General features: G+C 43.9%; 14 protein-coding genes. 8 read left to right on the top strand and 6 right to left on the bottom strand.

From position 1 onward, the window contains the following. The first annotated feature begins 61 nt into the window (after positions 1 to 61). From DOE51_RS17240 to DOE51_RS17230, 3 genes are read left to right on the top strand one after another with little or no spacing between them, the layout of a single operon-like run. A complete protein-coding gene (locus DOE51_RS17240; RefSeq protein ID WP_142697765.1) occupies positions 62 to 784 on the top strand; it encodes a hypothetical protein in 723 nt (240 codons plus the stop codon). 20 nt (positions 785 to 804) lie between these two features. Next, a complete protein-coding gene (locus DOE51_RS17235; protein WP_246845165.1) occupies positions 805 to 1383 on the top strand; it encodes a hypothetical protein in 579 nt (192 codons plus the stop codon). A 17-nt stretch (positions 1384 to 1400) separates the two neighbouring features. Continuing rightward, positions 1401 to 2111 carry an SDR family NAD(P)-dependent oxidoreductase gene (locus DOE51_RS17230; protein ID WP_142697764.1) on the top strand — a complete coding sequence of 237 codons (711 nt, stop codon included), beginning with the start codon at positions 1401 to 1403 and terminating at the stop codon, positions 2109 to 2111. Between the two features lie 27 nt (positions 2112 to 2138). Here the strand turns inward: DOE51_RS17230 and DOE51_RS17225 are convergent, their stop codons facing one another. The 5 genes from DOE51_RS17225 to DOE51_RS17205 all read right to left on the bottom strand — a co-directional run bounded on the left by DOE51_RS17225 (position 2139) and on the right by DOE51_RS17205 (position 7914). Further along, positions 2139 to 2915 (bottom strand): hypothetical protein, encoded by a 777-nt coding sequence (locus tag DOE51_RS17225; protein ID WP_142697763.1) that lies wholly within the window; start codon positions 2913 to 2915, stop codon positions 2139 to 2141. 134 nt (positions 2916 to 3049) lie between these two features. Next, positions 3050 to 3979: a hypothetical protein gene (locus tag DOE51_RS17220; protein WP_142697762.1), complete on the bottom strand. Its 930-nt coding sequence runs from the start codon at positions 3977 to 3979 to the stop codon at positions 3050 to 3052. Between the two features lie 63 nt (positions 3980 to 4042). Next, entirely contained in the window at positions 4043 to 5416 is a 1374-nt protein-coding gene (locus DOE51_RS17215) for an HAD-IG family 5'-nucleotidase (RefSeq protein ID WP_142697761.1), read from the bottom strand. Between the two features lie 11 nt (positions 5417 to 5427). Beyond that, positions 5428 to 5787, bottom strand: a complete 360-nt coding sequence (locus DOE51_RS17210; protein ID WP_142697760.1) for a rhodanese-like domain-containing protein — start codon at positions 5785 to 5787, stop codon at positions 5428 to 5430. 132 nt (positions 5788 to 5919) lie between these two features. Further along, on the bottom strand, positions 5920 to 7914 hold the full coding sequence (locus tag DOE51_RS17205; RefSeq protein ID WP_142697759.1) for a M13 family metallopeptidase: 1995 nt from the start codon (positions 7912 to 7914) through the stop codon (positions 5920 to 5922). 90 nt (positions 7915 to 8004) lie between these two features. Here DOE51_RS17205 and DOE51_RS17200 point away from each other — a divergent pair, with 90 nt between their 5' ends. From DOE51_RS17200 to DOE51_RS17180, 5 genes are all read left to right on the top strand, one after another. Then, positions 8005 to 9264 (top strand): PIF1 family ATP-dependent DNA helicase, encoded by a 1260-nt coding sequence (locus tag DOE51_RS17200; RefSeq protein WP_142697758.1) that lies wholly within the window; start codon positions 8005 to 8007, stop codon positions 9262 to 9264. Position 9265: 1 nt separating this feature from the next. After that, positions 9266 to 10396: a hypothetical protein gene (locus DOE51_RS17195; protein ID WP_142697757.1), complete on the top strand. Its 1131-nt coding sequence runs from the start codon at positions 9266 to 9268 to the stop codon at positions 10394 to 10396. Positions 10397 to 11148: 752 nt separating this feature from the next. Next, positions 11149 to 12336 carry a bifunctional diaminohydroxyphosphoribosylaminopyrimidine deaminase/5-amino-6-(5-phosphoribosylamino)uracil reductase RibD gene (ribD, locus tag DOE51_RS17190; protein ID WP_142697756.1) on the top strand — a complete coding sequence of 396 codons (1188 nt, stop codon included), beginning with the start codon at positions 11149 to 11151 and terminating at the stop codon, positions 12334 to 12336. A gap of 8 nt (positions 12337 to 12344) precedes the next feature. Next, on the top strand, positions 12345 to 12770 hold the full coding sequence (locus tag DOE51_RS17185) for a PspC domain-containing protein (RefSeq protein WP_142697755.1): 426 nt from the start codon (positions 12345 to 12347) through the stop codon (positions 12768 to 12770). A gap of 25 nt (positions 12771 to 12795) precedes the next feature. Then, on the top strand, positions 12796 to 13197 hold the full coding sequence (locus DOE51_RS17180; RefSeq protein WP_142697754.1) for a hypothetical protein: 402 nt from the start codon (positions 12796 to 12798) through the stop codon (positions 13195 to 13197). Between the two features lie 35 nt (positions 13198 to 13232). Here DOE51_RS17180 and DOE51_RS17175 read toward each other — a convergent pair whose 3' ends face one another. Then, positions 13233 to 13790 carry a DUF4337 domain-containing protein gene (locus tag DOE51_RS17175; RefSeq protein WP_142697753.1) on the bottom strand — a complete coding sequence of 186 codons (558 nt, stop codon included), beginning with the start codon at positions 13788 to 13790 and terminating at the stop codon, positions 13233 to 13235. Positions 13791 to 13794: the final 4 nt, after the last annotated feature.

The raw sequence follows: 13794 nt of genomic DNA, 5'->3' as shown, positions 1-13794 counted from the left end.
ATTCTAACAGAATACAATGAGTCTTGCCATGATGGGTCAGGGGTGATAGGTCGATAGTCCTATGAAGTATCTTTATTGGTTAGGCGCCATCGCTGTTATCGCTCTAGGTATCTATTTTTCCACGCAAATTTCCGTGCAACCTGACACGCTTCCAAAGATCAAATTTACTCAAGTTGCAGTTCCGGAAGATTTGGGTAAAGAGATCGCAGAAAAGCTGTCTTATGAAATTCAAAAGGCACCCGTAGTATTCTTGGGTGTGACTCCGAATAAGATTGAAGATCTGGAGTTGTGGAGAGGTTTTCTTGAAGCAAATCAAGCTCCAGGTTCCAAGTATGACGTTATCGTCGTTGAAGCGCAGTTGCCGTACGTTGAGATTTTCAATAACAGCATGCACTTGGATTTAAAAGAAGATCTGCCACGCTTGGTAGAGGGCATTCAAAATGCGCGCGCACAGAATCTGCGTGTTGCGATCATCGGTCCAAACATTTACTCAACGCAGCTTGTGAAAGGCAATCCAGTAACGCGTTTGAAGGAAGAATTCAAACTCGACATTACAAGCTTATCAGTTGGCAAATTTCCACTAACGCGCGATCAAGAAAATGTATTTGAGCCGAAGTGCATCGACAGCGGAGAGGTTGATCCTTCAGGCACAAGCGCCTATGGTTGTATGATTCGTCAAATGGCACGCAAAACTTATAAAGAGAAGTTTGAGGCCAATAAATATTCGGGCTTGATGGATCAAACGGGCCCGAAAGACTTTACGATTATTTTTAATAAGAACTAGTTCTTTTTCTTGGGGGAATTATGAAAAAGATTTTCTTGTCAGTAGTAGCGACAGCATTGGCTTTGCCAGCATTCGCAGGTCCACTTGAAGGTTTGTATAGAAATATCGATGGAACTAAAGAGGTTCGTGTGACTCAGTTCGATCGTTCTTTGACGTTAAATACCGTCAGTTACTATTCAACGGGCCAAGCAGTGAATTGGTTTTTTGAATTTATCTTGCCGCAAAACGGAAACGTAGCCGTTGGTCAAAAAGTCACTGGGCGTGTAAGAAGCCTTGATGGATACTACAATTGCGTGTTCGATGAAAAAGCTTTCTTATTAAAAGAAGCCGATGGCACTTTGAAAATTCATCACCCACTTTTGACTTATCACCGCGAAACTCGCTCTGTGCGCTACAATCAAGGTCGTGGCGGTTACTACTACGGTCGCCAAGTTGATTGGACTGGTTGGGGTTGGGTTGAAACGGGTTACTACTTCCCAATTGAAAGATGGAGAGTCGTCTCTTCTGAATGCGTGATCGACCAACGTAATTGGACGACGGCAGTGCTTGTTCCAGTTGGTGGTCAACCACTCCCAATTCCATCTTCAGTTAAAAAATAATTTCAGGAGTATCGGCCATGAAGAAACTTGCCATCGTTACTGGAGCCAGCCGCGGATTAGGACTAGCTACGAGTGAAGCGCTTGCGCAACGAGGCTATAAAGTTGTCATGGCCATGCGTAATCCAGAAAAAGCACAAAAGGTTATTAACAACTTGAAGATGAAAGATCTTGATGTTGTTGCGATGAAACTGGATGTCGCGCAGGAAAAAAGCATCAACGACTTTGTTGAGGCCTTTCGTCGTGAATATGGTTTCGTGGACGTGCTTGTAAATAACGCTGGCATCTTCATCGACAACGAAGAAGGCGGCGATAAATCTGTTTTCAAAACTAAAGCTTCGACTATTCAAAAGACTTTAGCGACTAATACCATTGGTCCATTCTTACTGACGCAGAAATTATTCCCATTGATGAAGCAAGAAGGCTACGGTCGTATCGTGAACGTTTCCTCTGGCATGGGACAGTTGGGCGAAATGGATGGTGCTTATGCCGCTTATCGTATGTCGAAAACAGCATTGAATGTTGTGACTCGTGTATTCGCTGCTGAAGCGGGTGGCGCGGATGTTTTAGTAAATTCGATTTGTCCTGGTTGGGTAAAAACCGATATGGGCGGGCAGGGTGCCAATCGCACCATCGATCAAGGGATTAAAGGCATTCTGTGGGCGGCCACTTTGCCAAAGGGCGGTCCTAATGGTGGCTTCTTCCGCGACGGCGAGCCGATTGAATGGTAGTGCCGTCGGCGCTCGCCGTTTGCTGACTTAGTAAAAGCTCGCAGTTGCTGAAACGTTATTTTCTTTTACTTTAAATTTACCACAACCTGAATAAACGATTTGATAGCTTACGTCTGCGTTCGACAAAGCTAAAATGCCACGGTCAATTCCGCACGCTGACTTATGTAAACTGTAAGTCGCAACATCAAAGTATTTCAAATCCGCTTGGTCTTTCGAAAAATAAACTGTGCTTTCAATGGAAACGTCACCAGCTAACGCATCTTCAGACTCTTCATCAGGCGTGAAGACGTAATTCGAACTGCCACTTAGTTCATATGATTTGCCGTTGGTTTTAAAGACTTCAGAAAAATCTTTATTAATATACTCTGTTTGATCAGCAGAAATTTTTATTGAATAAAAGCTGCTATCTACACGCGATGTGTTCACATCATCCGAATAAGTTAAGTCCGTCGTAATCTCGTAAGTTTTTTCATTATTTGCATTATCCGAAATCACTTCGATGGTGCCTTCGATATTTGTGCAGCCTACACGAAATATTTTATCTTCATGGATGTCTGTTTTTAAATTGTAGTCGACGTTAACACAGGTGCCTTGTTGAATTGCCATCAATGATTGGCGATCTGAAGTAACAACATTTGCCAGGGACTGCGCGATTTGCAGATTCTCTGCTGAGCTATATGTGGTAGTTGTTTTTGCTGAAGACGTTGCAGAAGAGCTTGAAGCTTCCGTGCTTGCACGTTTGCCCGTGCAGTCCATCAGAACTAAGGAGATACCTAGAATAAGTAGAGATGATTTGTGTTTCAAACTAAGACTCCTTTAAAAAGCGGACTCTTCTGTGATGAGAAGTTGCTCGCTTTGTTAAAGTCATCTTAGGGATCAATTATTGAAGCTTGATGCAAGCTTTGAAGATTCTGGTCTCAGTTTGAAGTGTATTCAGCCTATAGACGATTTACGCGTACTTGGCCTGCAAAATTATACTGACCCATTTTCACTTTCTCATAATAGTTCCCGACCCAGTGATCTTTATCGCCCACTGGATAAATCTGGATGTAACCATCATCACCGTAAACATTAATGATAAATGCGTTACTGCCGGGAGCTCGCACGAAATCCTTCAAAGTGTTTGTGCCGGACGAGCGGCTGAAAGTTTTGCCATCGGATTTGTTCGTCAAAGTGATAAGGGCGCGACCACTGGCTGGTTTGTTGTTGCTAGTGCCACCATTAAGGTTCACTTCCCAATAAACGATCCAATCTGTTTTGTGTTTCTTTTTGTCAAAGAAAGAGATTTCACCTTCAAAGCGTCCATCGATATCCACGGCCTCTTTGCGATTCATTACCGTTGTCGATTTTAAAGTATCAAAGATATCTTCGATGGGATTTTTTCTAAGCTGTTCAAGAACTTCGTCCTCATTTGTCATGACTGCGATTTTCTTTTCAGTCTGAATCCATGCAGGGGTCGAAGGCTTTGTTTCAGGTACGGGCGTTGCTGTTGCTTGTGCCACTGACATTTGGCTTTGTTCAGGCGTGGCGACAGGTGTTGGCGTCGTATTCAAACCCGGAATCGCACAAGCACCTTCAAGCATCGCAGGATTGGAAGGCTTGTAAGCAAGTTTAACGCTTAAATCCGCAAGGAAAACAGTCACAATCTTGCCAAGAATCTCGTCCGCTTTTTTGTAGCGATCTTCCATGGTTTTTAGATTCTGATATTCTTCAAAATCCTTCTTCGTCAGATTGATCAAATCTTCTTTCACCTGGGTTTCGATCGACTCAGAAGAATCATTGTGAATCACAGAACGTTGTCCTGCTTTGTACGAAGCAAAACTCGTGACAACCAAAAGCACTAAGCCGATCAGAACAGACTTTTTCATATAGATCTAAACTAACAAACGGTAGAAAAAAGAAAAGCCCCTATTGCTAGGGGCTTGACGCGATTAGTAGATTTCGTGGGCTAGTGGGCGGCGTGGGGCACGGAAATATGTGCGCGGAGATAGTTCGACTAAGTCCGCTAGTTTTTCCATGTACACGCAGGCGTAACGGTCTAACTGGTAAGCGAAGTAGCTTTCTTCGTTACCGGCTCTCATCAATTGGCCCCAGTTTCCGTTGTACATCGACTGTTGCTTTTTGATGTACTGGCTGATCTGCGAATCGATCTCTGAAATAGTTTTTTGCAAAGTTTCGATTTGGGCTTCATTCACGTCACCCGCTTTTTCAATTTTGCGAGTCATGATGTCAGTCAATTCATCTTCAAGAGGTTCTTTTTTCTTCATCAGAACTTCGATCTCTTGATTGATCGGCTCAGCTTTTTTGTTGTTTTCAACTTCAACATCAAGCTCTTCGATCACCATTGCCGTTCTCCAGTTACAATCCTTTTTCAAACGAAGGATGTCGCCGTAGATATGGTCACCGATATAAAGAATATCATCACCCGCAAGATCTAGATCCGCAGTGAATTTCTTAGCATTTCCACCTTGGTAAATACCAGGTGTCAGTTTGCCTTCCATGTTCGTCATCGTGCCGTCTGCTGGGTTCACACGAAGGTACTTCTGATTTTCATAGAAGAACTTCGGTTTTGAAGCGAACGTGATCACGATCTCGAACAAGTCTTGCCAAGATTTGTGTTCTTTCAAGAATGGCTGGATCGCGTAATCCAAAAGCAATTTCGTGTAGTGGTAATCAGAGTTCGTCAAAACGAAAATCTTTTTACCGTGACGACGGAATTTTTCAAGGCTTGCAACCAAACCGGGATCTTTCACGATGTAGTGATCCAAGTTGTTCTTAACAACTTCTTTCAAAGAGCCATCTCTGTGCGCTTCATCCAAAGCATCCAAAACGTCATCCGCGATTTGCACATACTCTGGATATTTGTTGGCAAGATCTGTGTCTTTCAACTCTACGATTTGCGCGATCAAATTCGCCAAAGAGATAGAGAATGACGTATCGACAGCCAAGTAGTCTGTGTTCGAAAGATCGATGTAAGTCGATTTGTACAATTTTTGGTGCGTTTTGAAATCAAGCGGTTTCAAACCATGGTAGCTTGCACGAATCGCCGTGTAGCGATTCAATTTCAAAAGATTTCCCATTTTACGGTCGATCACAAGGCCGCGAATCGCGAAGTTGTAATCGAAAGTCAGCTTACGCAAAGTTTCTGGGTATCCGCGCTTTACCAATTTATCGATCATCGTTGTATGCGACAGACGCTCGAAGTTTTCGCTATTATAGCGAACAAGCGTGTGATCCATATCGACGCCGATATAGCGGATTTTTTTCATATTCAAAGTTCTGTTAACAAATACTTTTCCTGGCATATTTTCTTTTCTTATCTTTCAACCGGCAGCTGAAGTTGGCTCCACGCCATCATGCCGCCGCTCATATTTAAAACGTTCGTAAAGCCATTCATCGTCGCATAAGCAGCCGCTTTAGCAGAGCGCACTCCGCCAAGACAGATGAATACGATTGTTTGGTCCTTCGGAAGGTTATTCAAGTTATCTGGCAAGGTCCCGAGTGAAATTAACTCAGAACCAACAATGTGACCAAGTTCACCAACATATTCATGATGTTCACGAACGTCGATGACCTTCACGTCATTAAGTTTTTGTTGAAGTTCGGTTGGAGCAATGTCGAAGACATTTTCGAAATGTGGGTTTTCTGTCTTCGTAGCGAATTCAACTAGTGCCATAGAGCCCTCCTTAGGTGGAGCCAAGACTCTAAGAATATCAGAAATTGAATTGCGCTTCAATAAAGAGCCCCTCGTATTTCGATGTTCTCGACGAGGGGCGTAGGGTGTTGGACGCGCTAAAAAGGCTCAAACCTACCAGATTTGAACTCGCTCAGAATCAGGCAGGGTCATCTTGTCGCCTGCTTTGCACTGGAAAGTTTCCGCGAACGCTGGCTGCTGCTTCACTTGCTCGTTGATACGGGCTGTTCCGGAAGAGTGCGGGTCGGTTTTTCTCATCAACTTCTCAAAATCCGGGCGAGTCACCGAGCACCACAGACGGCCGTAAGCGATGAAGAATTTCTTTTTATCTTCAACATCACCTTTGCCGCCCGGGAAAGCCGCATTGTAAGCGAAAGTGACGCCTACCAAGTCCGCGGTATTTTCACCAAGAGTTAACTTGCCGTCGTGTTCTGCTTTGTTGAACTGCTCAACCAGTTTGTTTTGGCGAGACGCGAATTCTGTGATGTCTTTTTGGCTCATCCAATCTTTCAGGCGACCTTCAGAGTCATACTTCGCACCGTTGTCATCGATACTGTGACCTAATTCGTGACCGATCACGGCACCAACGGCACCCAAGTTTTCAATCAAAGTTCCGTCTTTGTTGTAGAACGGATATTGCAGAATACCAATTGGCAGAACGAATTTATTTTCGTTTTCGCTGTAGTAAGCGTTCACGGTCAAAGGACCCATGCCCCAAGCGTCTTGATTGGCTGGCTCATGAAGCTCTTTCATCATTTTGCTGAATGAAGCTTCACGGTAAAGGTGTTTATCCACCAAGATATCCGTTTTCGTGTATTTACGAATCGGCATGAAATCCCATTCTTTATCTGTATGAGGTTTCACAAGTTGCAAGCGCGCCGTTTTGATTTTTGCGATCGCACCTTTTCTGCCGTCAGAAGAAAGCCATTTGTTATTTTCTAAGCCTTTCAAGATGCTGGCGCGAATGTTTTCAGCAACTTCAGTGACTTTCTTTTCATCAAAGTTCGGGAACACTTGATCAACCAGTGCCGCATCAAGTTCTTTCATGAAGTAGTTTGTAACTAAATCTGTGCAACGCTCTTGACGATCAGGGCGCTTTTCAGGTCCTCCGAAGTATTTCTTTTCGAAGTCGAAGTTTTCTTGGAAGAACTTCGGATAAGCGTCATCCATTTCGTCAGACAAGTTTCTGACGAGCAAAAGATCTTTCCACGTTTGCAAAGGGCGTTTTGCAAGTTCGTCATTCAAGAATGCAGCCGTTTCAGGGATGGGCATACTGACCAAAGCATCCTTAGGAGTTTTCTTAAACAACATATCCAATTTCAGATTCGGATATTTTTTGATCGTCTCGTCTTGGGGAGTCAAATGACGTTCGCTCCAGCGTTGACGACGAGTCGAAGCGACCGGGTAAACCTTGATAAAGTCTTTTTCCAAATTCACCAAGGCCTGCGCACGAGTATCAGCGTCAGAAGCCTTTATTTTTGGATCAATTGCTTTGAAGAATGAAATCAAAAGCTTTTTGTAATCAGCCATCAATTTTGCATCTTCATAATATTTATGATCAGGCAGACCCATAATGCTTCCGCCCAGTGCAATATTCAATTTTTTAGCGTTATCCAAGTCAGGTGTGTTACCCATCCACATGAACGGACCAAACATTCCTTTAGAGGCTTGGTTGTTATTGAAAGTGATAAGATCGTCGACAGTTTCAATTTTACTAAGATCTTTTTGGAATTTTTTAACTTCGGCTTTTTCTGAAGCAGCACGGGCTTTGGGGTCCATGCATGCCATATAGAAATCACGAAGTTGTTCCGTTCTTTCATTCAAATCTTTTTTTGTGGGAAGTTCCGACATGAATTTCTTTTTTGTCTCTAACAATCTTTCGCGCGAATCGCTAAATGCAAAAAGATGGTGACTGCGATCAGGACGAAGTTTGAAAGACGCTTCTACTTCAGAGCACACGTATTTATGAAAGTCTTCACACGGATTTACTGACGTATTCAGAGGAAATTCACGTTTCTCTGGAATCTCTGAAGAAGGCGCCTTGGCAAAAACTGGTGAAGTGAACAAAGAAGCGGATAAAAGCAATACCGTTAATTTCGGATGAGCCATTGTGTCGAATCCTTTCGAAAGACCCTCCTATTTCATGACTGAAAAAGGCGATTTGCAATAGCTGTCTTGCTTATGGTCTAGGTGAGTGGCATGATCGAACGACTAATGACAAATTCTACTCCTTTCGATCTTTCCCCAGAACAAGCAGGCGCTCTAGATCTTCTAAGATCTGGAGAGAACGTCTTTTTGACGGGCGGTGCGGGTAGTGGCAAAAGTTTTTTGATCCGCCAATACATGAAAGAGATCGATACGAAAGAATTGCCCATTCTTGCGAGCACAGGTGCTGCGGCAGTTTTGCTTGGTGGCAGAACGTTCCACAGTTTCTTCGGCTTAGGAATCATGGACGGTGGTCCCGACGCCACTTATGAACGCGCTTCAAAAGATAATAAGTTGATGGCGCGTTTGCGTAAGGTCGAAGGCGTGATCATCGATGAAATTTCAATGATCCCAGGGCAAGCCTTGATGATTGCAGAAGCTTTGTCACAACGTGCGCGTGAATCGAAGCTTCCATGGGGAGGCATGCGTATTATCGCGGTTGGCGATTTCGCACAGTTGCCGCCAGTCACACAAACCGGTAATCGTGATTGGGCATTCATTAATGGCGTGTGGGAGCAAACAGGCTTTCAAACGGCGATGCTGTCACACAACCAGCGTGTTTCCGATAATTTATTTTTAGATGTGCTAAGTGATGTGCGCCACGGACTTTCGACTCCGCGTGTGCGTGAGTTTTTGAACGAACATATTCAAACTCACGATCCAGATCATCCGGGCACGCGCTTGTTCCCTCGTAAAATCAACGCTGAAAATTTCAATCAAATGAAATTGAAAGAACTGAATGAAGAAGAAGTCACGATTGACTCCATTTATTTTGGTTCGGAAAAGCATATTGAGATTTTGATGAAGTCTGCACCGGTGCCGGTGAAGCTTGTGTTGAAGCTTGGCTGCCGCGTGATGTTCTTACAAAACGATCCACAAAAGCGGTGGGTGAATGGCACTCGTGGTGTTGTGACGGATATTGCTGACGATAAAATTATTGTTAAAAAAGACGGAGGTCGCGAAGTTCAAGTCGATAAGACACAGTTCGCTTTGCAAGACGCCGAAGGCAATGTCATGGCATCCGTCATTCAATTTCCGTTAACACTTGCTTACGCTACGACAATTCATAAAAGCCAAGGTGCGACTTTGGATGATTTGTGGTGTGACCTTAGCAATCTGTGGGAACCAGGACATGCTTACGTAGCACTTAGTCGTTTGCGCAATGCTGAGGGTTTGCATTTGATTGGCTGGAATCCACGCTCTATCATCGTAGATCCTAAGGTGTTGGAGTTTTATAAAAAGCTTGAGGGATAATTTGAGATTTCTTAGCTGCTTACTTCTTTTGATTTCGTCACAAGCTATGGCTTTTATTTATCCGTTCCCCACAGGCAACGAAGAAGCTTTGATGGCGAATACAGGAATCGCATTTGAGGATTCACCGGGCAATGTTTTATATAATCCCGCAGGTCTTGCTTATTATAATTCCCACAAATTAAAACTCAGCGTCAGCGGCAATGCGATCGAACAGCAACGTTTCAAGTTAGATGAAATGTCTGACAGTTCTGATCCTAATATTCGTCCCATGTTGGTGACAGGAATCTATCCATCGGAGCGTGGTACGTTTGCATTGTTCGTTGGAAATCCACTTTCGTACAACGTGATTCAGGGAAGCAATTCTGTTATTTCCGGCTTTGATGTTAAAACTTCTGTGACGGCACAGACGAATGTGATCTTGGCGGGCATCAGTTACGCCATTTTCCTGAATGAAAACTTAAGTGCGGGGATCAGCACCGGAGTAACCAATCAAACTTCATCAGTGCATTCGATTGGTTCTGCATCCAGCGGTGGCGTGGTGAAGTCGTTGGCGGTTTCGCAAAGCCACACAAAAGAAATGCATTACTTTTTGAATCCTGGCGTTCTGTGGAAAGTAAATGATAACTACAAAATCGGATTCACGATTTTTTCACTGCCCTTTAAAATTAGCTCTTCCGGTGATTATTACGCCTCAACGATGAACGCGAATGATCCAACGTTAAACAAACAAGTCACATCAAGTTACGACCCCGATGGCAGAGACGCTTTTTCATTCGGTCTTGGTCAACAGTTCAATGTGAATGATCAGAAATTCTTTTTTGATATCAACTATTCTATGAGCGCCGATCAAAAAGATAGCGACGGCACAACAACACAACTGCCAGAGCAAACCAGCTACGGCGTTGGCTGGAAAGGCTTCAACTCGACATCGTGGCACCCACTAGCAGGCTTCGCCTATCTTGATAACAGAACTTCAGAAACCTACTCAGGCACCGGCGGCATCACACGAGTCGACGGCAACAGCGAACTCAGTCTTGGTCTTTACTACAATAAAGGCCTAACAAAAGGAAACAGCCAAAACTCTCCGTTCGACGCTTACGGAATTATCTTCTCTTCAAACGTCGGCTACTAAAAAAATATTAAACAGAGTACGCCATCTTTAATTTCAAAAAAAATTAAAACAATATCGAAGGCAAAATTTGCGAAAGACTTAGAGATTCGCTGCTACGTAGGCGGCCTTCGTCGGCGCCACGATGGCGCGAACCGCAGCAAAGCTGCGGCGACGATTGAGCCCGGATGGCGTGCCGCCGAAGAAGCAGTGAAGCTCTAAGGCTTTAGCAAATCCCCGCACTACGAAAAACCGTCTTAATAACTTTTTTGGGAAATTAAAGAATCCACATGAGGTCTTTGAGCATTCCGATGCCCAAAAGAATGAAGAGACACTGCAGAACTAACACGAAGTAAAACCAGCCTGGATTTTTTGCTTTGTTTTGTGCTGCCATAACGTGCCCCTCTTAGAAAACTCTTCGGAATAAATGTGACTAAACAACATTTAACTAATGTATTAGTTCGATAATTTAAACTATGTTTACTTGGAATTAATTTTCGCACCTCAAAATGGAACATTGTTTATACCCCTTTGATATGTTTCCTTGTCGAAAGCCACATTAGAGCATCGAAGAGTTTGAATGATTTGTTTAGACTTTGTTCAGCGATTATGAGTACTTATCTCTCCATTTGAATCACAATTGTTGCAAAAGACGAGCGCGATGCTTGCGCGAGCAGTTTCAGCAAAAACCGCAAGAGCAGCGTGAGTTGCGTTCGTGATCCCACAGTTTTAAGATGAGTTCCGCACACTCGATTGATTAAGCAAGGGAGCCCACAGTGGAACAAATCAAATCTCTTCCAATACCTGCGAAGGGAACACCTCTAACCACTGAACAAGCTATGCAACTGGCAATTAGCGAGGCTTACAAAGGTGGGCCTCATGTCAGTCCCAATCCTTTAGTAGGCAGTGTTGTCTTAGATGCAAATGGCAAATTCATTCAAAGTGGTTATCACCAAGTTTATGGGGGCCCGCATGCGGAAGTGAATGCGCTGAAAGGTTTAAGTGCTGAAGATCTTAAAGGCGCTCACGTGATTGTGACACTTGAGCCGTGTGCGCATGAAGGAAAAACTCCGTCTTGCGCAAAGATGATCGCAAAACTTCCAGTGAAAAAAGTGACGTTCGGGTTGATTGATCCAAATCCATTAGTCGCGGGACAAGGCGCGCAGATTCTGAAAGACGTTGGTATTGAAGCGGAAGTATTTTCTTCGCCAGATAAAAAATTAGAACAAGAAATCAAAACGCAACTTGAAGAAGTTTGCGAAGCATTCTTGTGGAATTTCCGTCATAAAAAAGTTTTTGTCGCAGTCAAAATGGCCAGCAGTCTTGACGGTCAAGTGGCTTTGAAGTCGGGCGAAAGCCAATGGATCACGGGACCTGAATCGCGCGAATATGTTCACTATCTGCGCTCTTGTTACGATGGAATTCTTGTCGGTAAGGGTACTGTTGAATTCGACAATCCATCACTCAACATTCGTCATCCAACAATTGAAAAGAAAAATAAAATTGTCGTGATTGATGGTGAAGCCGAATTGCTCAACAAGTTTTCGGATTTAAAACTTTCGCAAGTAAACGAACCCCAAAATATTTTCTGGTGTGTATCTGCCGATATGATGGAAGAAACACAGAAAAAAGCGGCGAAGTTAAAGAATCCTCCGCAATTGGTATTCGTCAAAACGGAAGTGACGGGCGAGTTGGATCTTAAAGATTTACTGGCGCAACTTCACAGCAAAGGTTTACGTTCGGTGATGGTTGAAGGGGGCGCGATGACGGCGAGCTCTTTCATTTCTCATGAGTTGGTGAATCGTTTGTACATGTTCCAAGCTCCGATCATCATGGGTTCGGGTGGCTCGCGCTCCTGGACAGAGACGGTCAGAATTGAGAAGATGGCGAATAAAATTCATGTGAAGAATCCGCGCTATCTTACTTTCGGCGGCGACTTTATGATTACCGGAACTTTGAAATAGGGTTGAAAATGACGACTGAAACGATGAACGAAAATACGACGACGACTCCAAAATCGACTCCACATTATCGTTGGACTCGCGCTTCTGATGGCGCTTTGGCAGGGGTTTGTAAGGGTCTAGGTCAGTCTTTGGGTATCGAAACTTGGATACTGCGCGTCATTTGGATTGTATCTGTTTTATGGTTCGGAACTGGCATCCTCTTATATTTGATCTTGGCGATCTGTCTGCCCCGCGTCGATAGACTAGACCAAGCTCTAGATAGAAAGCTCCTGGGCGTGTGTGCTAGAATTGCTAAGAGATATCAACTTGAGGTCGGTATCGTAAGAACAGGCGCTGTTCTGTTTTTATTTGTGACCTTCGGAGTTGCGATCTTGGTTTATGGGCTTTGCTACTTCTTAGTACCGACTGCCGATGAATCTGCAAAGTCGCTTTGATTAGCGCAGGAGTATTTCACTATATATGGGTGATGACAGTAGTAGGTCGATCGTAAAATCCCTCAAAAAAGAATGGGCCTTGTTCCTTGAAGCATTTCAGGGCGATGACGAGGCAGACAAAAACGACGCTTCTTTCGAAGATTCAAAAGTCGAGGCGATGAGCCTTGATCGTGTCCGTCAAATCACAAAAGGTTTAACGGAAGACCGTAAGAAACTAAATCAGAAACTAGAAACGCTTTCAAAAGAGTTGGATCTAAATTCCGCAAAACTTGAAAGCTTGCGTTTAGTTGGTGGCGACGAAGATGAAACTTTGAACCGCATTCACGAACTGAACGATCTTGGTCAAAGCATGGCCGAGGCACTGGCGAAGTTGGATAAAAAACTTCGCGAGGTTCGAACGAAAGAATTAGAGATTCAAGAAGCATAATGAACAAGGGCGCTGTGAAAGCGCCCTTTGTTTTTCTATCTTAAGAAAAAGAAGCTGATAAAGCAGCCCAGTCCAATAAGACCCGAAGTCGATCCCATATAAAAGAAGAACTTCTTACGAGTTAGTACACCAATCGCAATGACTGCGATGGCAACTTGGAAGAAAGTCACGGCCATCGCTAAACGCTCGTGCCATTTCAGAAGCTTTTCGCTGGCTTCCTCTTTTTCTTTAGCGACTTCTTGGATTTCTTCTTGGTCTTTTTTGTATTTTTCAATGCGCTCTTTGATCTTTTCGATCTTCTCTTCACCTTGAGTCGTGTTCATCTCTAGACGGAACTCTTGAAGAGCGCCTTTGATACCTTTGGCTTGATAGTACGACCATTGGTCTGAAGATTTGATTTGCTCAATCATCGCTTCATTCGAATAGTGACCCGCAAGCAATGCGCAGATCGCAGCGAAAACCGCAAGGATCGCAGACATCACCGCACCTAGATTGATGAGGCTGAATCCGCCACCACCGCCATCATGACTGTGGTGAGCCGCGTGTTGCAGATGTTCTTGTGTTTGCTCTAGGGGGACTTCGATTTCTTCCACGATA

The sequence above is a fragment of the Bdellovibrio sp. NC01 genome, assembly GCF_006874625.1.
Lineage (GTDB): Bacteria > Bdellovibrionota > Bdellovibrionia > Bdellovibrionales > Bdellovibrionaceae > Bdellovibrio.
This window is presented reverse-complemented; position numbering and strand designations above follow the sequence as displayed.